Raw genomic sequence first — 21,134 nt, forward strand, 5'->3', positions numbered from 1 at the left:
CCAGCAAGGTTCGGCTCGTGGACCTCTGACTACCGGCATCGCTACCCCATTTCGCGCTCATACCAGCTCAATGCGCTGAGTCTATTCCGGTTCGTTGCTGAAACGAGCATTATTACGAAACTTAGTACCTTGATTTGAATCGCGGTTCCATTAGGCTTGTTTGTGACATGGAGCACATCTAAACTCTGCAGCGTCGAGGAGACTTCTATGACCACTTCAAACCTCACCCTTTCGGTAGCCGCCATCGTGGCCGAAGGTGCCAACCGTTTCCCGGATCTGAACGCCATCACCATGAACGGCGTAAGCACCACCTACCGTGAGCTTTGGGAGGAAACCAAAGCCTACGCAGGAGCTCTCAAAGAACAGGGCATCACCGAGGGTGACCGGGTAGCAGTGCTCATCCCCAACGTCACCGACTTCGCCCGCGTCTACTACGCGGTGCTATCCCTCGGCGCCACAGCAGTTCCCATCCACGCGCTACTCAAGGCCCGCGAAATCTCCTATGTATTAGAAGACGCTGAAGCCAAGATCTTGGTCTGCGCTGCAGGACTCTTAGGCGAAGGCGCCAAGGGAGCCCAAAACTCCGGGATCAACTTGGTGAGCGTAATGGAACCTGAAGCCGGGGAAATCACTCGCTTAGAAGACTTGGCAGCCAAGGCTGAACCAATCACCACTTACCTACCTCGCAAGGCCGAAGACATTGCCACGATCCTCTACACCTCGGGCACTACCGGCAAACCCAAGGGCGCCTTGGGGACACATCTGGCACTAATCGAGCAGACCCACTCCACACTGCTAAACACCATGGACATTCGCCAAGGTGACAAGCTATTTGGCGGATTGCCACTGTTCCATACCTTCGGCCAAACCTGTGTACTGAACACGGGCCTGAGAATCGGTGCAGAAGTCATGTTGCTGCCCAAGTTCACCGCGGACGCTGCACTAGATCTTGTACTGGATGCCGAGATTGACGTGTTCTTTGGTGTGCCAACCATGTACGTTGCCCTCGTTGAAGCCGGGGCAAACCGTGAAGGCAAACCAACCAACCTTCGCTATGCCATCTCGGGTGGTGCCTCCTTGCCACTGTCGGTACTCTCCGCCTTTGAACAGCGTTTTGGCGCACAGATCTACGAGGGTTACGGACTAACTGAAACTTCACCGGTAGCCTGCTTCAACCATGTCGGGCGCGAGCCTCGTCCAGGCACCGTCGGCACGCCGGTATGGGGCGTGGACGTGGAAATTGCTGACCCCGCCTACCCCAACGAGATCCGGTTGATGCCACGCGGAGAACTGGGTGAACTGGTGGTACGTGGTCATAACCTGTTCTCCGGCTACCTCAACCGCCCCGACGCAACCGCCGAAGCAGTAGTGGATGGATGGTTCCGCACCGGAGACTTGGGAACCAAGGACGAAGAGGACTACCTGCGGATCCTAGACCGAACCAAAGACATGATTCTGCGTAATGGCTACAACGTCTACCCGCGCGAAGTTGAAGAGGTGCTCACCAGCCACCCAGAGATTTCCAACGCTGCCGTCTACGGAGTAGCTCATGACAAGCACGGTCAGGAAGTGGTTGCCTCGGTGACCTTGGTGCAGGGTTCAACACTCAGTGTCCAAGAACTGATCCGTTGGTCTAGTGAGCAGATGGCTGCCTACAAGTACCCGCGCTTCATCGAGATAGTCAAAGAATTCCCGCTGGGCCCCAGCGGTAAGATCCTCAAGCGAGAACTGATCGCGCAGTTCGACCAGGAATAGCCCGCTCACCGGGAACTTCGTGCCACACTGGGTGAGTGGATACACAGATTATTTACACCATCCTTGCCGGACTACTACTGGTAGTTTCGGCCTTTGGCACCATTTTCCCGGTGCTGCCCGGTTCATTATTGACCATCGGCACCCTGCTTGCGTGGGGTTGGCTCTTAGGTTCCAGTGCTTCATGGTGGGCAGCTGGCCTGGGCATGGCTATTACCTTCTTGGGATGGTCAGCCTCCGCAGTACTCACCGGACGCAAGCTCAAAGAGCATCAAGTTCCCAAGGGAACAATTCTCTTTGCGGTGATCGGAGCCATCGCCGGAGCCTTCATCATCCCCGTGCTGGGTTTGTTCATCGGCTTTGCTGTGGGCCTGTTCCTCGGAGAGAGCGTGCGGCGTCGTGAAGTCTCCGGTGCGTTCAGTTCTTCTTGGGCCGCACTGAAGGCTATGGGACTAGGCATTGTAGTTGAATTCGGCTGTGTACTTTTGGCTTCATCCATTTGGGTGATCGGGCTAATCGCGCACTTCGCGACCCGCTAGAGCCAGCGAATCCGCTTGGCCCTACAGACCACTTAGATCCGGGTGGCAGCATTGGATTTGCCGATCGCCTTAGACAGGTGATTGCGCACTGTCCCGACTGTTGTCTTAAATTCAACAAACTGGTTGCAACAAAACAACCATCTGGCCTGAGCTTTAATATGTGCCGTGACTTAGACAACAGTTCGTGGCGAAGTGGACCGAGGCTGTTGGAGTGAGAATTTCAAAGAAGTAGTGATCAATACCGGTTAGCGATCAAAAGGTCGATCTCTTGCCTTGCGAACCTCTGATCTGACAAACCTTTCTCTGCCGAGTCCTATGGGAAACTCACAGTGACTTCCCGTAGGATTTTTTCTGTGCTTGATCAAACTTCTTTCCTTTCCACGCTGACGAATTACGTCTCACCAACTATGGGTGCCGCGTTCCTACCGGACTGGCTTAACCCTGCGGTTTTCCTAGATAACCCAGACCTCGGCCCATGGGTCGTCGTGCTTGTCTGCGCCATCGTTTTCGCTGAGACTGGCTTGCTCGTTGGCTTCTTCCTCCCTGGTGACTCAATGCTTTTCACCGTGGGCATGCTCATCGCAACTGGCACCATCCACATCCCACTGTGGCTCTTCGCGCTAGCAATCTTCATCAGCGCTTTTGCAGGAGATCAAACTGGATTCATGATCGGTAGGAAGTCCGGCCCGGCCATCTTCAACAAGCCTGACTCACGGTTCTTCTCGCAAAAGAACGTAGAACGTGCCCACGAATTCTTTGAAAAGTTCGGTGGTCGTGCAGTGATCCTCGCACGCTTCGTCCCAGTGGTACGTACCTTCGTCCCGGTCATTGCCGGTGTCGCGAAGATGGACCACAAGACTTTCGCCACCTTCAACCTGATCGGTGCCGCCCTGTGGGGTATCGGCGTCACCATGCTGGGTTACTGGCTGGGACAGTTCACTTGGATCGAAGAAAATATCGACATCATCTTCATCTTGATCGTGCTGGTCTCGCTCATCCCGATCGGTATTGAATTGCTCAAGTCCCGCAAGCCAAGCAAGAACATCGAAGACTAATTTCTAAGCACTTCGGCGGCTAAAACGACCGCCACCCCACTGTACGCCGCGGCGCATCAACCAGTTCTCACACGGTTGGATTGTGCCGCGGCGTACTCCTTTGCAGACCAAATCTTCGCCCGCATCGATCAAACGCATGGCCTGGATCGATGCCGGCCGCACCGCGTTGAGCAACACCTCGCAGTCGCAATACCCGCCCAACAGACGCATCTTTTTCTCTAGCGCGCTGGCCCGCGGCGCGCACTGATCCCGGTAGTGACTGAGTACCTGTAGGGTCCCATCGCAGGACTGCGACCCGGCAACCCGGTACAGATAACAAGGCAAACATTCGTGTTCAACTGGCAATGGCAGCTGGGACATCAGAACTCCTTAAAAACGTAATGGCAGGAGCAACCAATTTGTTGCTCCTGCCATTACTTTCCAGCGCTGCGCCGGCCCAGCACGCTAAGACTGACGAGTTGTGGACATCTACGCTCCAGCAAGGCTCTGCCGCAAGAAGGCATCTACTCGTTCCAGAGCCTCAGCTACTTGCTCATATCCGGCAGCAAAAGACAGCCGGATAAACAGGTGACCTTCAAACGGATCAAAGTCTCCACCAGGGGTCAGGGCAACATGTGCATGCTCAAGGACTGCCTGAGAATATTCGCTTGCCGAGCCAAAATGTTCCAGTACTTCCGGAGCCAACCGTCCGTAGAGGTAGAACGCGCCATCAGCCGGCGCGGCTTCAGCGATTCCTAGCCTCTTCAGGTTTTCAAGAACCAGCGTGCGAGTGCGAGAGAACTCTTCAACTCTTTGGTTTGCTTCCTTCAGACTCTGGGGCGTGAAGGCAGCAACCGCAGCGCGCTGCGCTGGAGCAGGTGCGCACAACGCAAGATTGGAAGCCAAGGCGTCAACGGCTGACAGCAGGTTGTCGGGAACAACCATCCAGCCCAGTCGCCACCCAGTCATTCCCCAATATTTAGAGAAGGATGAGACAACAATGGACGTCTCGGAGAACTCCCATGAGGTGTGCCCCTTACGCTCAGGATCAAACTCGATGCCGTGATAAATCTCGTCGCTGATTAACCGAACCCCGTTGGATTCGCACCACGTAGCCAACTCGTTCAGCTCCTCGGAACTGAACATGGTTCCGGTGGGATTATTTGGCGAGGCGACTACTAGCCCATCCAAACGGCCATGCTCTTTTTTGGCCTGTTCCAAGTTGGCGATAGTCGGCTGGAAGCGTTGTTCGGCGTTGGTAGGAAGATCCACTACCTTCAGGCCCAGCGCTCTGAGGATGTTGGCGTAGGCCGGGTAGCCCGGACGTGCCAGTGCGACGACATCTCCGGCATCAAAGGCCGCGAGGAACGCCAGCTGGAAAGCACCCGAGGAGCCAGTGGTCATCACGAAGTTTTTCGCCGGAATCTGCACACCGTAGGAATTGCGGTAATGCTCGGCGAGGGCTTGGCGGGTTTCAGCCAAACCAGCAGTAGAGGTGTACCCAAAGTCGGCCTGCTCAGCGTGCAGTTGCGCCGCAAGCCCATTGACCGCAGCCGGTGCTCCCCCACCAGGTTCGCCGACGCATAAGGAGATCACGTCGTGACCCGCTTGGCGCATTGTGGACACCTGATCAACTATTTGCATCACTTCAAAGGGAGCAACTTGGGCGCGCTGGGATACCTGCACTTTTTGTCCTCACTACTTGCACTCGCGCTTGACTTGCGCCTAACTCTCAGCCTCCAACGCTACACCGGCTGGCCTTGAGCCAAGCGCATAGTGCCAATCAGTCGTCCACTTCATCTTGAGATCTTGATCCTGAGCACTACTAAAGCGTCGGCGCATCTACAGGCAACTCGAGCAGGACCTGACGAAGTTCGGCCGTTTTAGCTTCAATGGCTGCGCGGCTGCGCGGGTTAACCTCACGCGCTTCCTTCTCCACCCGTAGCCATCCCTCGCGCCAATGATTCGCCTCGCCATCATTGCTCGCTTGATCTTCCCAAGCAACATATCTACCGGCAACCTGGGTGCTCAGCTCGCGCATGACGTCGTACATCATCGGGTCAAAAATCCGGTCATCATTCTGATTCATACCATCCCCTTATCCCTACTTCACCAAATCTATCAAGACGTAGAGATCAGAGCTTTATTGCGGCCGGGCAACTGACCATCAAGGACGAGTATGGTGGACTATTAACGCAGACGGCAGGATTCTGCCCCGACAACGCAGAGAGCAAAGGCAACACATGAGCGAGCAAAAAGTATTCCAAGCCGTCGTCGGCAAAGAAGGCGGCTGGTGGAACATCTGGGTCCCGGAAATTGATCAAGTAACCTGTACCCGAAAGTCCCGCAAGATCGCCGGTTATACCCGCACCCTGATTGCAGCGGTGCTTGGTATCCCAGAATCGTCCTTCCGCGTTGAGCGCGAATTGGTCTCCGCCGAAGAATTTGAACGTCGCTTCACTGCGGCCGCTCGCAACGTTGACTCGCAGGAAAAGCTGTAGCTTCCAGGTTAATGAACTTAACCAAAAAATCGGGACCCTTTCGGGCCCCGATTTTTTTCTTGGCTTACTTGTCGCCGTCAGCTGCGAGCTGGCCGCATGCTCCGTCGATTTCCTTGCCGCGAGTATCGCGCAAGGTGGTTGGAACACCCAACTCATCGAGGCGACGCACAAACTTGGAAGTGATGTCCGGTTCGCTTCGGGTCCAGATGGAACCCGGTACTGGGTTCAACGGAATTGGGTTCACGTGAACCCATCCGCGACCGCGAGCGTTCAGCTTCTTGGCTAACATTTCTGCACGCCACTCGTGGTCATTCATATCCTTGATCAACGCGTACTCAATGGAGACACGACGTCCGGTCTTCACGTAGTAGTCAAATGCGGCGTCCAGTGCCTCGTCGACCTTCCAGCGCGAGTTCACTGGGATCAGCTCATCGCGCAGCTCATCATCTGGTGCGTGCAGCGACAGCGCGAAGGTCACTGGGACGTTCTCTTCGGTCAGCTTGCGGATGGCCGGAACCAAACCGACGGTGGAGAGGGTAATGCCACGGGCGCTCATGCCCAGGCCTTCAGGTGCTTCAGCAACCATGCGGTGCACGGCGTTCATGACGCGCTTGTAGTTAGCCAGTGGCTCACCCATACCCATGAACACGATGTTGCCAACGCGCTCCTCTGGGTGCTGCTGTCCACCCAGACCGCCTTCGGCGATCACGCGGTTAGCCTGAACGATCTGGTCCAGGATCTCAGCGGTGGACATATTGCGAGTCAGGCCCGCCTGTCCGGTGGCGCAGAATGGGCAGTTCATGCCGCAACCACACTGTGAAGAGATGCACAGGGTGATGCGGTTTGGGTAACGCATCAATACGGATTCAACGAGCGAACCGTCAAAGAGACGCCAAAGGAACTTGATGGTCTTGCCATCATCGGTCTCTAGGCGCTTAACCTCGGTGAGCAGCTTCGGGAACATGGCCTCGGCCAGTTCTGCACGGCGCTCCTTAGGAAGATCACTCATCTTCTCAGGATCGGTGGTGTAGTGCTGGAAGTAGTGCACCGAAAGCTGCTTAGCGCGGAATCCTGGCAGACCCAGTTCCTTCAGCTTGGCCTGACGCTCAGCTAGCGACAGGTCGGCTAGGTGCGTTGGCGGCTGGGAGACGCGGCGCTTGGTCGCGAACTGTAGTTCGGGACGACCATCGGCACCCATCTCCTGCTTCCAACCTTCAGCGGTTGGGATGACCTGGGCGCGCCCTTCGGCGTCGGCTCGGGACTTGGAGATGCGCAGCTGCTGGGCGCGCTGAGCTGCGGCCTGCTCGGTGCGCAGTGCCTTGCGTTCGTCAGCGGAAAGTGGGGTGGAATCGATGGAAGTCATTACTACCTATTGTTTCACGTATCGGAAGCGTCTTGGCGGTGAGTTTGGGCACGCGCTAATGGTGCTGCACCGTCAGCTTAGCGACAATGCAGCACCAATTGATTCGAGCGGCTAGTACTTGTAGATTTCTTTCACCTGTTCAATCTTTCCCACGCTGCCAGCCAGGTCCAATTCACCGACTTGACCACTGGTGACCACGGCAGGACGTTCCCTATCGGTGCGAACGTATCCGTCCTGCCGGTCCTTCGTGGTCACGAGATCACCGGTGGCCTGCATGGTGAAGTTCAGCTGTCGAGCTTGGCCCCAGATCGGCTCACCTGATTCAGTTTCACCTTCGTAGACGCGAACCGTTGAATCAACCGTGGCCTGTGACAGCTTCTTATTGATGCTGACATCAGCGGCGTAGCCATACATGCCAACTATCCCCACTTCTTCACACCCGCTGTCCGGATCCCATGATGGAAGTTGACCCTCAGGGCAGTTGAAGCTCACCACCGAAACGTCACTAAAGCCGTCGGTGTTCCCGGAAAATCCGATCAGGTGCGAGGTGCCAGTGAACCCTTCTAGTTCCCCCACCTGCGCAATCTCGGCAGTGGCCCAGGTGACGTTGCTCTTTTCAGGTGGCGCTGCAGAGGCAGGAGCGAATGCGGTCACTGCTAGCGCGAGCGCCCCAGCTGCGGGCAGAACTTCGCGAATCTTCGTATTCATGCTGATTCCCTTCTTTCTCCGCATGCGCCGTTGCACGCGAATGTAGGCTCAGCCAGTCTCCAACTCCTCACACCATTAATGCAATAGATTGATATAACAGTTACGGTTCCTAGACCTACCAGCGGTCAGAAAAGCGAATTTGGCATAGCTAAATTTCGCGTCGTCATGTCGGTTCGAAGCCACGAAGTTCCGTCGCTGATTCAAGACACTCATTCGACTCCCGTCAGTGGAATCCATGGCTGGCCACTGCAGGGAGAATTCCGGTGGGAGCGAGGACCCAAAAGGTAGATCCGTTCACGTAAGTGATCAAAACGAGTCGTAGTTGTTATGACCTAGTTACCCGCCACCGGGGTTTTCTACTTGGATCCCGTCGCGGGAGGGATGACTTGCGCGCTGGTGATGATCGCATTCATCTCGGCCACAGCCCGCTGGGCAGAATCTGCTGCCGGCGAGTCTTGGGCTAGTTCAGCGATACGCGTTTGTGCTTGCCCGGAACTCATCGGAGAGATCTCATCGGCTAGTACTTTTTGAGCGATTCCCAATGCTTGCAGGATTGCTAGCACCGTGGTGTCACTGATCCCCGAAGGCCGCTTGCCGTGGATCTGGGCGCTGAAATCCGCGCGCATCTGACGCTCAATTTGTTCGTTGAGAATATTGACCCGCTCTTTACCCAAACCGAGCATTGTCCGCGGACCGTATTCAACGATGCCCTGCTTGGCTAAAGAATCGGTAACCCGACGAACATTGCACAGACCTGGAATCTTGACCGCAGCGTCTAAGGTGAGACTGCCCTTTTTCTCCAACTTTTCCAGCGAAGAAGCCAAGACCGGATCCGGGCAAGGACCGGCGCCAATGAGTTTGATCCGTGGAACCGTGTCATCACTGAGCGCAACCCGTCCAGCAATCATTAAGTCAGAAAGTACTGCGGCATTCATCCCGTAGCCGGCAGCTGTCATCACCGCTTCGGGCTTCTGTTGATTATCGGCCATCAGTAGGTAGAGCTTTTCTGAGATCAGCATGCCTACAGGCTACCTACCCGACCAATGCTCAGTCCTCAGCATTTCGACGGATATTAGGAACTAATTTTTGTCGCAGAGTCGTGCGAAAAACCGGCAGGTTCACGTTCTTCACCATCTCGGGTCATCGCCGCTGTGGTACGAATGAACACCGAGATCCACGCAAACATGATGGCTACGACGGAGAGTTCAAACCCGGTCAAGTTGTAGTAAGCCCAGTCATTCCACAGCAGGAAGGCCACCCAAACTGCACCAACAGCCGCATAGGACATCAGATGGAATACGGCAGGATAACCCGGCAGCAAGACTGCCGTACCTGCCAAAAGGATGATCATTGCTACCGAAGCGAGCTGCACAAATACCGAATGTATTTCCATAGACACATTCACCGGCACCAGACCGATCCCGATAATGCCCACGGCCACCACTACCAAGCACCAGCGCACAATCCTTGGACGGGGACGTAGTTTCCGTGCAAGTTTATATCTGCGTAGTGCTGGTCGGCAGCGATAGGTCCGAGAGAGCAACATAAGATCACGGGTGAGGAACTCGGTGAAGGCCGCCAAGACCAAACCCGAAATGATTAGCGTCAGGTTAAACGTCCAGAAGGATCCTCGGCCAGCCTGCGCAGTACCCAAGAAGGAAAACATGCTGCGCCACCAGCCTTGTTCTTCAGCCAGCAACATGCTGATCAAAACACCGGCGGCCATGAAGATTCCTAAGACCACCGAGAGCGTTTCAGCACTCGTACGAGCGGTGGCCACCAAGCATAGGTAGGCCGTCAATCCAGTCACCGCGCTGACCGCCAACGCCCCAGCAAGAACATCAAGGTGCAAACCAAAAAATGCTTGTTGGAACAGGTGGAAGACCACCAAAATGATCATGACTGAGCTGGCCATATGCACAACGATCAACCCGATACCGGTGACCAATTGGCGCCATACCGGAATGCGCCACAACCACGGTTCGCGATATCTAAGGATCGAACGGAAAGCATAGGCACTACTTGATGCTGCTGCGGTTGCACCGCAGACCGCCGATACAAAGCCCACCGACCAACGTCCAAAAAGTGCGGGACGTTCACCGGCAAAGAAGATCAGCGCCGCGGTCAGGCCAAAAAGAGAACAGAACAGTCCAGCCCACAGCGCACGCCGCTCAATAGCAAGCTCGCTGATCCGGCGGTTAGCTGGGACTTCGGAATACTCGTATGGCACGTGTTCTATTCTCTCATTACCGTAGAGAAACTGTCGTGGCACCGCTAGCCATCAGCGAGCTGCGAGCGCGGTGATTCCTTCAACCATCAGACTCAGCGCACCGGCAAAGGCAATCAGTACAACAAATGCGCGACTGTATTTGGACGGGATCTTTGGTGCCAAATAATTACCCAGCAAGATGCCTATCAGCATGGCAGTGAAACAACCGATCCACTGACCAGCGGGTAAATGTGGCAGTCCGCCTTTAGCCACCAGGGAAGTGCACGAGAGCACCAGGAAATACAGCTGCACCGAGACAGCGAATTGGCGTTGTGGCCAACGGCTGGCCACCGCGTAGCCGGCAATGGCAGGACCCGAGACTCCGGCGGTCACCGACATGAATCCAGAGACTGCGCCGGCGCAAATAGCCAGTGACTTGCCTTGGGCCGCGGGAAGGTTGCGGATCATAAAGCTAGAACCCAGTGCCAAAAGCACCATCAGAGCAATGCCAATGGATAACCACGGACCCTGAACTCGGGCTGCTACCCAGGCACCGGGAATGGTCATGAGCATTGCCGGGATCAAGATCAGTGCAACCTTTTTGTATTGCACCTTTCGGAAGACCTGAACAAAAATCATCAGGCTACTGCATGCTCCGAGCAGGTTGACCAAGGTAATTCCTGCATGCGGTCCGAGTAGCAAGACCAGGAACGGGGAGGCCACCATGGCGAAGCCCATTCCGGAGATGCGCTGAGTGGAGGCTCCAAGGAATACCGCTGCTGCCAGCAAAAGCACCGTTGCTAATTCCCCGCTCAAACCCACTCTTCCTCTGTGTCTTTGGATGTCCTGACTATTACGTTAGCCCAGCGAGAATACGACTCATTGCGCAGCTAGGCACTGACTAAGGTTTTAAGCTTTAAACGTGAGCAACAACGTAGAATTTTTGATCATCGGCGGCGGTGCCATGGGCTCAGCAACGGCTCTGTCTTTGGCGCAGAGCGGGCACGACGTCTTGTTACTTGAACGCTTTGAACCGGGGCATCAGCAGGGCGCTTCCCATGGGAGCACCCGCAACTTTAATCCTGCTTACGCACGGCCCGAGTACCTGCGACTGCTACAGCGAGCCAATATCCTCTGGGATGACATCTCGGCTCAGGCAAACACCCCACTGCTGACTCGTACCGGGCTGGTCAACCACGGCGTTGTCGCGGAACAACGGCACATGCATGAGGTACTGGCCGGTGCAGATTTTGCTAGCGAACTGTTGAGCATCGATGAGGCTCAAGAACGCTTTAGTGGCATGAAGTTTGAAACCGAAGTGCTGCACATTCCAGCGGGCGGGCAGATCAACGCTGATGCCGCCGTGGCCGCAATGCAGCGATTGGCAGCCGAGGCCAGCGCGAGAATCCAGCATGAGCACCCAGTCGTAGGCATCGAGGTGATCAACGACGAACAGGTAGCGGTGCGCGTCCGTGATAAATCCGGCGAGCGCACTGTGTTTGCCAAACATCTGATCGTCACCGCTGGAGCTTGGACTCAGCAGCTATTGGGTCAGCATGATTTGCCAGCCATCCACGTCACCGAAGAGCATCCAGTGCACTTCGCGTTGCGCTCCTCCGAAGCTAAGTTCCCCGGCTTTAACCATATTCTGGACGGCACGCGGGATATTGGTTCCCCGGTCTTCGGTCCCGTGTACGGCATGCATACTCCGGGACTGGGGATCAAGGTCGGTTGGCATGGTTCCGGGCAACTGACCGATCCTAACCACCGTGAACATCAGGCCATCGAGGAACAGATCCGCGGATTGCAAGACTACGCTCAGCGCTGGCTGCCCGGCGTGGACTCAGAAATCTATGAATCGATTTCCTGCACCTATTCCAATACTGATGATGAGAATTTCATCTTGGATCGTCTAGGACCAATCACCATCGGTGCGGGCTTCAGTGGTCACGGATTCAAATTTGTTCCGGCAATCGGCGAGTACCTCGCACAGCTGGCCGTGGGCAGTCGTGGCACAGAAGAATTGTTCTCGGCCAGACGGACCCAGCGCGAGCCATTGTTCTTAGAACGTCGGCGCGCGCTGGGCATCAGCTAGCGAGATATCCTCTAGCTGCGTGGCAGCTGCTGGGTGATGCAGTGGATGCCACCACCGCGGGCGAATAGTTCACGGGCATCGACGCTGACTACTTCCCGACCTTCATACGCTTCGGCCAGGATCTTTGCTGCTTGCGCATCGTTGGGATCATCAAAGGCACAGGCAATGACTCCCCCGTTGGTCACGAGATGGTTGATATAGGAGTAATCCACCCATCCTTCGTCGTCGCGCAGCACCGTAGGTGCGGGCACGGCAATGAGCTTGAGCTTTCGACCTTTGGCATCCGTGGATTCTTCAAGACGTGTGCGCACCTCTTGGGAAATCAGGAAATCTGGATGTTCTGGGTTCTGCTGATCGTGGTACAGCACCACACCTGGGGCAGCAAAGCAGGCCACAATATCCACGTGCCCTCGGGTCCCAAGCTCCTCATTGTCGCGGGTCAATCCCCGATCCAACCAGATCACCTTTGAGGTACCCAGTAACCGGGCGAACTCTTCCTCGATGTGCGCTTCGCTGGCCTCAGGATTTCGTCCTGGATCAAGCTGCACACTGCGGGTAGCCAAGATGGTGCCTTCACCATCTACATGGATTCCGCCGCCCTCATTGGTGATGTTCGCGCGGGCAACGGGCAGTTGAGTCAACTGCGCTAGGTGGTCTGCGATGAGTTGGTCCTTGTCCCAGCTCGCCCAGCTTTGGGCACCCCAGCCGTTGAAGTTCCAGTTCACTGCGGCCAGTTCGTTGTCTGCGGTGCGCACAAAGGTTGGTCCGATATCGCGCATCCATGCATCGTTGAGTTCATGGAACGAATAGCTGACCGAGCCCCCTAAGTGGCGGCGTGCGTCGGCTTCGCTCGAAGGATCCACCACCATGGTCACCGGGGTGAACTTGGTGATGGCCCGGGCTACCTGACTCCACGTGGATCGTGCCGCTTCTGCTTCTTCTTCGGTATCCCCCAGCGTGTAGCCACTGGCAGGGAAGGCCATGAAGATTCGATCATGGGCTTCGGTTTCTGCAGGCATGAAAAACTCAGACATTGCTGGAGCTCCGTTCTCCCAAACCAGTCTCTTCGCGCGCTTCACGAAGCGCTGCGTAAGTTTCTGGCCGGCGGGTACGTAGGAATGGGAAGAGCGTCAGCCAGTCTCGGCGCGCGTCAAGATCTAGCGTAGCGACCAGTACCGCAGATTCATCGCGTGGTGCGCGGGCCAGGATGCGTCCGTAGGGATCAGAAATGAAGGAAGAACCGTAGAAAGTTAATGCTCCTTCATCTCCCCACCGGTTAGGGACCACCATGAACAGACCATTGGCAATGCCATTGCCAACAATGGTCTGACGCCACAGTGGTTCGGTATCAAAGTCCGGGTGATCTGGCTCCGAGCCGATAGCCGTTGGGTAGGCAAGCAGATCCGCACCGGCCAGCGAGTAGATGCGTGGTGGCTCACTGAACCATTCATCCCAGCAAGTGGGCAGGCCCATGGCCACATCCCCTAGGGCTGGAATACGGTGTACCGGATAGGGATCTTCGTTGGGTCCTTCGCGGAAGTACCTGTCCTCGTAGTAGCCAGCGGTGCGCGGAATGTGCAGCTTGTTAGTCGCTGCCACCAGCTCACCTTCCGGAGAAACAATAATGGCGGTGTTCAGTCCTAAACCGTCGGCCTCTGGGGCCTTGCGGAACAGTGAAATGTGAACCTGCAGCTGGTAGATCGCGGCCATTTTCTTCGCGAAGCTAAAGGTCCTGCCGGTGAGCAGATCTTCCGCCGTTGCGTCCGCTGCGTTGGCATCCGGGATTTCAAAAGCCGGGTACTTGCTCAAGGTGAGCTCGGGAAGGAAGGCAATTTTGGCGCCGTGCTTGGCTGCCGATTTGATGCCTTCTTCTAGTTCGGCTTCGGTGTCTGCCGGGTTTTCATGCCAGCGGTGCTGGACCAACGCTACGGTCAGTGTGCCTCGGGTGGCTTCTTCGGCGCGGGCCGGGGACACCGGTGGTTCTAGGGCCAGAATTTCTTGCATGGTTCACCTTCACGGTTTTAAACGAATGTGATTCGTTTTATAGCGTAGATGCTTCCGCGGGGTGAAAGCAAGAGGTTTAACGAATGCTTTTCGTTTATTTTGTGTATGCTCATGTCAAGAGATTTCCACCTACAGGAGTGAGTATGGCCCGGCCATCACAACCCAAGCTGAGCACCGACGCCATCGCTAAGGCAGCCCTGAAATTAGTGGATGCCCACGGAGATTTCACCCTGCCCCAGTTAGCCAAGGCTTTGTCGGTTTCCGCTTCCTCGCTGTACAACCACGTTCAGGGTCGCGATGAAATCATTGAGTTGATGCGTGGCCAAGCGATGTCTGCCATCAAGCTGCCTGACCTAGAGAATTCTTCATGGCAAGACACCGTTCAAGGAATCGCCATCGAGTACTGGGCTTCGTATTCAAAGCACCCGAGGCTCATCCCGTTGATGACCAGCTATACGGTGCGCGATAGCACCACACTGCGTGTTTACGATGCCTTGGCCGAAGCCCTCGCAGCTGCCGGTTTTGAACCAAAACAGCGGTTGCAAGCGATCACCATTATTGATTCCTTCGTCCTGGGCTCAGCCCTCGACGCGGCAGCCCCGAGTGAAGTCTGGGTTGCCGACACCGAGGTCTCCACCGCCTTCAGGCAAGCCTTGGACTCAGGCCAAGATGTTCAGGACCGCTCCGTGGAAACGTTCCGACTCGGCTTGGACATCATCTTGGACGGTCTTCAGAGCTCACTTGCTTGAGTTCAGCGCAGTAGGCTGGGCGCAGAAGCGAAGAGGTTCAAACCCATGGCACGCGAAAGCTGACCGATAGCCAACTGAGCTCGCACCGAGTTTCCCGCCATATCTAGAGGTGGTGAGAACGAGCAAATAGCACCCTTACCCGGGGCCACTGCAACGATGCCACCGGAAACACCAGACTTTGCTGGCAAACCAATTTCAAAGAGCCATTCACCGGAGCGCTCATATAGTCCGTTGGATGCCACCGCAGCCAAGGTATCGCGGCAAACATCGGCATCCACCACTCGTTTGCCGGTCACCGGATTCACCCCGCCATCGGCCAGGGTTGCGCCCATGATGGCTAGGTCATGTGCCGTGACGTTCAGTGAGCACTGCTTTGTGTAAACATCCACGGCATCGAACGGGTCATCCTCTAGCCGACCATAGCTTTTGAGCAGACGTCCCAAAGCCTTGTTGCGCTCATTGGCCAAGGACTCGGAGTGATACACCTCGTCATCCAAGCTCAGCGAGTGACCAACAAAAGCGGAGAGACCTTCCTGCACGTTCTCCCACTTTTTGGCTGCCGTCTTTCCCGGAATCAACGAGGTGGTGGCAATTGCGCCAGCATTAACCATCGGATTCATTGGGTGCCCATTATTGAGTTCAACAGCCATCACCGAGTTGAAGGACATTCCGGTGTTGTTCACGCCAATGCGTTCGCGAACCGTTTCGCGCCCATGTTCCTGAAGGACCAGCGCGTAAACGAACATCTTAGAAATCGACTGAATGGAGAATGGATGAGCGCAGTCGCCCACCGAGTGCATCGAGCCACCCACGTGCGACATAGCGATACCGAAGAGTCCTGGGTCCGCTTGTCCGAGAATCGGAATGTAGTGCGCCAGCAGGCCTTCATCTACATCTGCGTAACGTTCATGGGCTTCTTTGAGCAGTTTGTCGATTTGGTCATTTTTCAGCGCACCGGTAGATACCTGCTGAACTACGTCGTCAAAATCCGTAGGAATGGTCTCGTTATTGCCTTCCGAAGGATAGTTCAATGCCACCTGCCTCTGCTTCTAAAAAATGCCTAATCATGCCTATCTGACTTGAGACTACCAACAGCTCTGCCTATTGGCACCAAAAGTCGCAACCTAAAGAACGCTATCGCTAGCACAAGGCCCGGTTCCACGGTAAGGCTATGTGTTTTCGGCGACAGTGTGGATCACATAACAGCGCAATGACCCGTATCTGACTTAGCATTTTGAGTATGGCTAAGGGTATTACTTTTCATACGCGTAAGTGGGTTCGCCCAGAAGATCTGAATGCAAACGGCACGCTATTCGGCGGTAGCCTCTTGCGATGGATTGATGAAGAAGCGGCGATCTACTCCATCATCCAGCTGGGCAACAAGCATGTTGTCACCAAGTTCATGTCCGAGATCAACTTCATTGCTTCGGCTAAGGAAGGCGACCTCATTGAAATGGGCCTCACGGCCATCGACTTCGGTCGCACCTCGATCACCTTGCGTGCAGAAGTACGCAACATCTTCACGCAGGAATCAATCCTGACCATCGAAAAGATCGTGTTTGTGAATATCGGTGAAGACGGTAAGCCACAGCCACACGGCTTCGACCACATCACCTACACCCGGGATCGCATCCCGCTGGAAATCACCACTGCGCTCATCTAACTTTCAGTACCAAAGACCCTAATCCCACACTGCATTCAGGGTGCTTCCAAGACCTCGATCACGAACACATCTAATGTGTTCGGGTCGAGGTCTTGTGCTTTGTCCATGGCAGTTGAGGCAAAGCACTTGATCTAGCTGGCAGCATCCCGCAAAGTAGATCTTGCCGTTAGATATCACCCGCATAGAGACAAGCGAGCATCACCATGGGACAAATGATTTTCGTCAATCTGCCAACCGCAGATCTGGCCGCAGCAGACAAGTTCTACGAAGCGCTTGGATTCACCAAGAACCCCACCTTCTCCGATGATCATGCAACCTCGTGGGTTATCGATGAAAACATCTTTGTGATGAGCTTGAAGCAAGAATTCTTCGCTACTTTCCTAGTCAATGGCGATAAGCCAGGACTGGATTCAGGATTCCGCGAAGCACTCAATTCCCTGACCGCCGAGATTCGTGAAGGCGTGGATGATTTTGTCTCCCGCGCTCAGGCCGGCGGCGGCAAGACCTACCGTCCAGCCAGCGAACCATTCCCGGGCATGTATCAGGCAGCAGTTCAGGACCCTGACGGACACGTGTGGGAAATTGCTTGGATGAGCCCTGAAGCCATGGAAGCTCCAGCAGGCTAAGTACTCAAGAAACTTCTGAATTCCGCAAAGGCTGCGCCACGAACGAGGCGCGGCGCTTGCGGAATTGTTTTTTCATGCCCTTGGCCGGGTACATGGGTTCTGGCCAACGTGGTGCAAGCTCGTCCCCCAACGTCACTCCGCGCATCCGTCGACCAAACATTGGTAGCACCCATTGTCGCAACCACTCCACGTCCCGCTGGGTGGCCTGCCAGAATCCCGCGCGCTCGGCATGTGCCAGCGGGTCAAATTCCAACTGGTGCTCAGACTCTAAAATCTCAAGAATTCGGATGGCCATATAACGATGGCCCGCACGATTCATATGCAGCTTGTCGATATCCCACATGCGCCGGTCTCGGTAGGCATCCCATTGCCAGTAATCCACCAGCACGACACTCTCCGGATACTTTTGCGCCAGCGTACGCACGCAGTCATTAAACCGCCAGTTGCGACGTTTAAACGGTGCCAGCACCGGATGTACTGGGATATCAAATCCGGTGAACAACAGTACTTTGGCCCCGGTGGAGACTAGGTCATCCACTGCCTGCGAATATCGTTCAAGGAAAAATCTCATGTCTTTGCGGAACTCTAAGATGTCGTTTCCGCCAGCGTAAAAAGTGATCACGTCCGGCTTGAGCTCAAGGGCCACAGGGATCTGTTCTTCAATGATTTGTTCAAGTCGGCGGCTGCGAATCCCCAGGTTCATGTATTGCCACTGCGGATCCGCTTTAGACAGCTGTTTGGCCACTCGGTCCGCCCAGCCGCGCACCCCGTTAGGTAACCGAGGCTCCCAGTCCCCTACTCCTTCGGTGAAGGAATCACCTAGCGCCATAAATAGCCGTCCCATACTAAAGACGCTATTGGGTCAATGTGCATGGCGATCAGATTCGAGTTGAACACCGGGTAAATGCTGGAATCAGCACGCAGTCAAAAACTCCTTGCACATGTTCAGTCCCGACATCCGGCTGGCTACCAAGTCGCTGAAGCCAAATACTTCGGGTTTTCCATAATGAACTTGTATGGTTCCCTGTGTATCGGCGCTGATCTGCGCAATCTACTGTTGAATTATGACTTCGACATCACTGTCTTCCCCGGGAACTACGCGCTCCCGCCCACCACTGAGATTAGGCTTCACGTTGCTACATCTAGCAGTGATGGGCACTTTCGGTGTCATCGGGCTTTGCCTGCTGGTTACCTGGCTGGCCCTAGGAATTGGGCTCATTCCACTGCTCGGTATTGGCCTGCTTGTACTTGTTGGCTTGCTCGGCGCGATGTTCGTTGTGGCCCGATTTGAAATTTCACGAATCGGCGGACTGTACGGCATTGATGCGGTGCCACTGCGCTGGCCGGCCCGACGCGGTCCAGACTTTGGCGGCTTTATCCGCACCCTTGGCCGGGCGGTCTCCGATTCACGCATGTGGGCGGCGCTGGGCAGCTTGGTGCTTTCCTGCATCACCGGCACCATAATGCTCGGAGTTTTGCAGTGGAGTGTGCACTTCGCGATTCTTTCCTTCGCTCCGCTCACCGGCACAGACACAGTGTCCGGACCGTTCAACGTGGACACCCCTGTAAACCAGGCCCCATGGCTGATGCTCCTGGCCATCGCCGGCGCAGGCATAGTCATCGCCTTAGCTTTCCTGCACCGCAGCATCACCGTTGGCATCATTGGATCCTTAGCCCGGGAAACCGCGCTCACCGAACGGGTACGCAGCACCGCGGTACAGCGGGAAGGCGCGGTGCGTGCTGCCGAAGTGGAACGCACTAGGATCGAACGCGACTTACACGACGGCGTCCAACCACGACTGGTCTCCGTGGCCATGACCTTGGGGTTGGCGCATCAGCAGATCGATTCCAACCCCGAACAGGCCAAAGAGCTGGTGGCCGAAGCTCATGCCTCCACTAAGTCCGCCATCACCGAGCTACGTCAACTGACCCGAGGCATCTACGCCTCAGTGCTCGATGATCGTGGCCTGGACGCAGCACTCTCGGCGGTGGCCGGACGTTCACATATTCCGGTCCAGCTTGATGTGCAGTTAGAAGGTCGCTACCCGCGGGTGGCAGAAGCAGCCGTGTACTTCGCCATCGCTGAGGCCTTGACCAACTCGGCCAAACACTCACGAGCCCAACGCTGCCAAGTAACCGTAAGGGTGCGCGAAACGAACGGTCAGCCACATTTGTGGGCACGAGTTGAAGACAACGGCGTGGGCAGCGCCCACATCACTGCCGGCGGCGGATTAGATGGAATCAATAACCGCGTGCTGGCTGCCGGTGGAACCCTGCTTCTGCAAAGTCCGGCCGGCGGACCAACAACAGTGGAAGTGAGCGTGCCATGCGCGTACTAATTTGTGAGGATTCGGTGCTGCTGCGCGAAGGACTGGTGCGCTTGCTGGATCACAGCGGTCACCGTGTGGTGGTGGACCTACCCGACGCCACCGGGCTAATGAGCTTCTTGGAATCGGTGGATGCCGAAGACTTCCCGCAGATCGCCATCTTGGATGTTCGGCTGCCGCCGAGCTACACCGACGAAGGCATCCGAGCAGCTCTTGAAGTGCGCAAAGCCTATCCGGATCTGCCGCTGCTGGTGCTCTCCCAATACGTTGAGGAGCGCTATGCTTCGGAGCTGATCTCCACTCAGTCCGGGGCCATTGGCTACCTGCTCAAGGACCGGGTGGCTGATGTTAGTGAGTTCATTGCGTCGTTGGAACAGATCGCTGCCGGCGGCACCATCCTGGATCAGGAAGTTGTCGCTCAGTTATTAACCCGCCGCAATCATGATGACCGGATGCAACGACTGACCGATAGGGAACGCAGTGTCTTGGCCGCGGTGGCCGAGGGAAAATCCAACCAAGCGATTGCTGCGTTGCTTTTCCTCTCGGAAGCCAGTGTTGAAAAGTACATCACCTCCATCTTCCAGAAACTCGGCTTAGAGGCCGACGGAACGGGCAACCGGCGTGTGCTGGCCGCCCTGGCACATATGCAAAATCTGGGCAGCAACCACACAGATCGGAACGGATCATGACTGATACACAAACCACGACGAGGCCGCCGGTTCCCCCTACGTCTAACGGCAACGGCACTGCACTGAATATCATTCTCGCTGTGATTGGTGCGCTGGTGATCCTCACCTTGTTGATCAGCTCCGCACGTAGCGCCTTTGCCACCTTGAGCCGTGAAAACTCCACACAGAGTGCCGACGTTGCCGGTGTCACCAACTTAGAGATCAGTGCCGGTTCGGGACGCTTTGATCTGCACTTTGCCAAGGTCCAAGAAGCTACCTTGGAAGTGGATAGCTCGGATTCTCAGGACTGGCAGCTGAAGCGCGAAGGCAACAAGTTATCCGTTGATTCTCCGGATTCATGGGGTAACTGGTGCTTCTTTGGCTGCAGTTCCTATGAAAATAAAGCGGTGCTCACGCTACCTGAATCCATGAATGATGGAAGTATGGATGCCTACTTTGACCTCTCCGCCGGTGAACTTAACGCTGTCGGTTCCTATAAGAATCTCGAGGTTGAAGTTGGTGCAGGTTCTTTGGACTTGTCCGGAACCGCGCAGAACGCCAAAGTGCAGATCGGAGCAGGAGACGCTGAAGTGTCCTTAGAGGATGTTGAACAAGCTGACTTTGATATTTCCGCGGGGCAGCTTCAAGGCACCCTATCCGGCAAGGCACCGAAACAAATCAACGCTGAAGTCAGCGCCGGTTCCTTGGAACTTGAGCTCCCCGACGTCACCTATGACCTGCGTCAAGATGTCTCAGCCGGGGACGTGAGCAACAAACTAGCAACGGATATGGATTCACCGAATAAGATCTCGGTCAATGTATCGGCTGGCAATGCCACCTTCTACCCGCAGGACTCTGGTCCTGGTCCTTGGAATAACTAATCCGAGAACAAAAAC

General features: G+C 55.6%; 23 protein-coding genes. 11 read left to right on the forward strand and 12 right to left on the reverse strand.

Annotated features, from left to right (window positions below; all coding sequences use genetic code 11):
- Positions 1-207 precede the first annotated feature (207 nt).
- The 3 genes from AC1Z3F_RS11790 to AC1Z3F_RS11800 all read left to right on the forward strand — a co-directional run bounded on the left by AC1Z3F_RS11790 (position 208) and on the right by AC1Z3F_RS11800 (position 3,346).
- Entirely contained in the window at positions 208-1,755 is a 1,548-nt protein-coding gene (locus AC1Z3F_RS11790) for a long-chain-fatty-acid--CoA ligase (protein ID WP_444614317.1), read from the forward strand.
- Between the two features lie 35 nt (positions 1,756-1,790).
- Positions 1,791-2,291, forward strand: coding sequence for a DUF456 domain-containing protein (locus tag AC1Z3F_RS11795; protein WP_131089290.1), 501 nt, complete (start codon positions 1,791-1,793; stop codon positions 2,289-2,291).
- 407 nt (positions 2,292-2,698) lie between these two features.
- Positions 2,699-3,346: a DedA family protein gene (locus AC1Z3F_RS11800; protein WP_483566958.1), complete on the forward strand. Its 648-nt coding sequence runs from the start codon at positions 2,699-2,701 to the stop codon at positions 3,344-3,346.
- Between the two features lie 3 nt (positions 3,347-3,349).
- Here the strand turns inward: AC1Z3F_RS11800 and AC1Z3F_RS11805 are convergent, their stop codons facing one another.
- The 3 genes from AC1Z3F_RS11805 to AC1Z3F_RS11815 form a co-directional block, all read right to left on the reverse strand.
- Positions 3,350-3,706 carry a DUF2695 domain-containing protein gene (locus AC1Z3F_RS11805; RefSeq protein ID WP_483565788.1) on the reverse strand — a complete coding sequence of 119 codons (357 nt, stop codon included), beginning with the start codon at positions 3,704-3,706 and terminating at the stop codon, positions 3,350-3,352.
- Positions 3,707-3,814: 108 nt separating this feature from the next.
- Positions 3,815-5,011, reverse strand: coding sequence for a pyridoxal phosphate-dependent aminotransferase (locus AC1Z3F_RS11810; protein WP_483565789.1), 1,197 nt, complete (start codon positions 5,009-5,011; stop codon positions 3,815-3,817).
- A 139-nt stretch (positions 5,012-5,150) separates the two neighbouring features.
- Positions 5,151-5,414: a hypothetical protein gene (locus tag AC1Z3F_RS11815; RefSeq protein WP_483565790.1), complete on the reverse strand. Its 264-nt coding sequence runs from the start codon at positions 5,412-5,414 to the stop codon at positions 5,151-5,153.
- 154 nt (positions 5,415-5,568) lie between these two features.
- Between AC1Z3F_RS11815 and AC1Z3F_RS11820 the strand changes: the two genes are divergently transcribed.
- Complete coding sequence (locus AC1Z3F_RS11820; protein WP_483565791.1) at positions 5,569-5,826, forward strand: hypothetical protein; 258 nt, start codon at positions 5,569-5,571, stop codon at positions 5,824-5,826.
- A gap of 64 nt (positions 5,827-5,890) precedes the next feature.
- Here the strand turns inward: AC1Z3F_RS11820 and rlmN are convergent, their stop codons facing one another.
- The 5 genes from rlmN to AC1Z3F_RS11845 form a co-directional block, all read right to left on the reverse strand.
- Positions 5,891-7,189: a dual-specificity RNA methyltransferase RlmN gene (gene rlmN / locus AC1Z3F_RS11825; RefSeq protein WP_242632499.1), complete on the reverse strand. Its 1,299-nt coding sequence runs from the start codon at positions 7,187-7,189 to the stop codon at positions 5,891-5,893.
- A gap of 111 nt (positions 7,190-7,300) precedes the next feature.
- A complete protein-coding gene (locus AC1Z3F_RS11830) occupies positions 7,301-7,897 on the reverse strand; it encodes a hypothetical protein (RefSeq protein ID WP_483565792.1) in 597 nt (198 codons plus the stop codon).
- 356 nt (positions 7,898-8,253) lie between these two features.
- Complete coding sequence (locus AC1Z3F_RS11835) at positions 8,254-8,916, reverse strand: GOLPH3/VPS74 family protein (RefSeq protein ID WP_444614325.1); 663 nt, start codon at positions 8,914-8,916, stop codon at positions 8,254-8,256.
- 53 nt (positions 8,917-8,969) lie between these two features.
- Entirely contained in the window at positions 8,970-10,127 is a 1,158-nt protein-coding gene (locus tag AC1Z3F_RS11840; protein ID WP_483565793.1) for a hypothetical protein, read from the reverse strand.
- A gap of 51 nt (positions 10,128-10,178) precedes the next feature.
- Positions 10,179-10,922, reverse strand: coding sequence for a sulfite exporter TauE/SafE family protein (locus tag AC1Z3F_RS11845; RefSeq protein WP_483565794.1), 744 nt, complete (start codon positions 10,920-10,922; stop codon positions 10,179-10,181).
- A gap of 106 nt (positions 10,923-11,028) precedes the next feature.
- Here AC1Z3F_RS11845 and AC1Z3F_RS11850 point away from each other — a divergent pair, with 106 nt between their 5' ends.
- Positions 11,029-12,201, forward strand: coding sequence for an FAD-dependent oxidoreductase (locus AC1Z3F_RS11850; protein ID WP_483565795.1), 1,173 nt, complete (start codon positions 11,029-11,031; stop codon positions 12,199-12,201).
- Between the two features lie 11 nt (positions 12,202-12,212).
- Here the strand turns inward: AC1Z3F_RS11850 and AC1Z3F_RS11855 are convergent, their stop codons facing one another.
- Positions 12,213-13,235, reverse strand: a complete 1,023-nt coding sequence (locus AC1Z3F_RS11855) for an agmatine deiminase family protein (protein ID WP_483565796.1) — start codon at positions 13,233-13,235, stop codon at positions 12,213-12,215.
- A complete protein-coding gene (locus AC1Z3F_RS11860; protein ID WP_483565797.1) occupies positions 13,228-14,205 on the reverse strand; it encodes a nitrilase-related carbon-nitrogen hydrolase in 978 nt (325 codons plus the stop codon). Before AC1Z3F_RS11860 ends, AC1Z3F_RS11855 begins: the two co-directional genes overlap by 8 nt.
- Before the next feature lie 143 nt (positions 14,206-14,348).
- Here AC1Z3F_RS11860 and AC1Z3F_RS11865 point away from each other — a divergent pair, with 143 nt between their 5' ends.
- A complete protein-coding gene (locus AC1Z3F_RS11865) occupies positions 14,349-14,954 on the forward strand; it encodes a TetR/AcrR family transcriptional regulator (RefSeq protein ID WP_131089306.1) in 606 nt (201 codons plus the stop codon).
- 2 nt (positions 14,955-14,956) lie between these two features.
- Here the strand turns inward: AC1Z3F_RS11865 and glsA are convergent, their stop codons facing one another.
- The gene (gene glsA / locus AC1Z3F_RS11870) at positions 14,957-15,985 is read right to left on the reverse strand and encodes a glutaminase A (RefSeq protein ID WP_131089843.1); all 1,029 of its coding nucleotides are present in this window, start codon (positions 15,983-15,985) and stop codon (positions 14,957-14,959) included.
- 209 nt (positions 15,986-16,194) lie between these two features.
- Between glsA and AC1Z3F_RS11875 the strand changes: the two genes are divergently transcribed.
- Positions 16,195-16,617: an acyl-CoA thioesterase gene (locus AC1Z3F_RS11875; protein ID WP_131089307.1), complete on the forward strand. Its 423-nt coding sequence runs from the start codon at positions 16,195-16,197 to the stop codon at positions 16,615-16,617.
- Positions 16,618-16,820: 203 nt separating this feature from the next.
- Positions 16,821-17,243: a VOC family protein gene (locus AC1Z3F_RS11880; RefSeq protein WP_483565798.1), complete on the forward strand. Its 423-nt coding sequence runs from the start codon at positions 16,821-16,823 to the stop codon at positions 17,241-17,243.
- Between the two features lie 4 nt (positions 17,244-17,247).
- On the opposite strand, the gene AC1Z3F_RS11885 is transcribed toward AC1Z3F_RS11880, so the two are convergent.
- Entirely contained in the window at positions 17,248-18,087 is an 840-nt protein-coding gene (locus AC1Z3F_RS11885; RefSeq protein WP_131089309.1) for an SGNH/GDSL hydrolase family protein, read from the reverse strand.
- 220 nt (positions 18,088-18,307) lie between these two features.
- On the opposite strand from AC1Z3F_RS11885, the gene AC1Z3F_RS11890 reads away from it, so the two are divergent.
- Genes AC1Z3F_RS11890 through AC1Z3F_RS11900 form a run of 3 tightly spaced genes read left to right on the forward strand, consistent with a single transcriptional unit; the run spans position 18,308 to position 21,119 of the window.
- Positions 18,308-19,582 carry a sensor histidine kinase gene (locus AC1Z3F_RS11890; RefSeq protein ID WP_483565800.1) on the forward strand — a complete coding sequence of 425 codons (1,275 nt, stop codon included), beginning with the start codon at positions 18,308-18,310 and terminating at the stop codon, positions 19,580-19,582.
- On the forward strand, positions 19,570-20,259 hold the full coding sequence (locus tag AC1Z3F_RS11895) for a response regulator transcription factor (protein WP_483565801.1): 690 nt from the start codon (positions 19,570-19,572) through the stop codon (positions 20,257-20,259). The genes AC1Z3F_RS11890 and AC1Z3F_RS11895 overlap by 13 nt, the downstream gene beginning before the upstream one ends.
- Complete coding sequence (locus AC1Z3F_RS11900; protein WP_483565802.1) at positions 20,256-21,119, forward strand: DUF4097 family beta strand repeat-containing protein; 864 nt, start codon at positions 20,256-20,258, stop codon at positions 21,117-21,119. The genes AC1Z3F_RS11895 and AC1Z3F_RS11900 overlap by 4 nt, the downstream gene beginning before the upstream one ends.
- Positions 21,120-21,134: the final 15 nt, after the last annotated feature.

It is taken from the genome of Glutamicibacter sp. MOO4, from assembly GCF_056934395.1.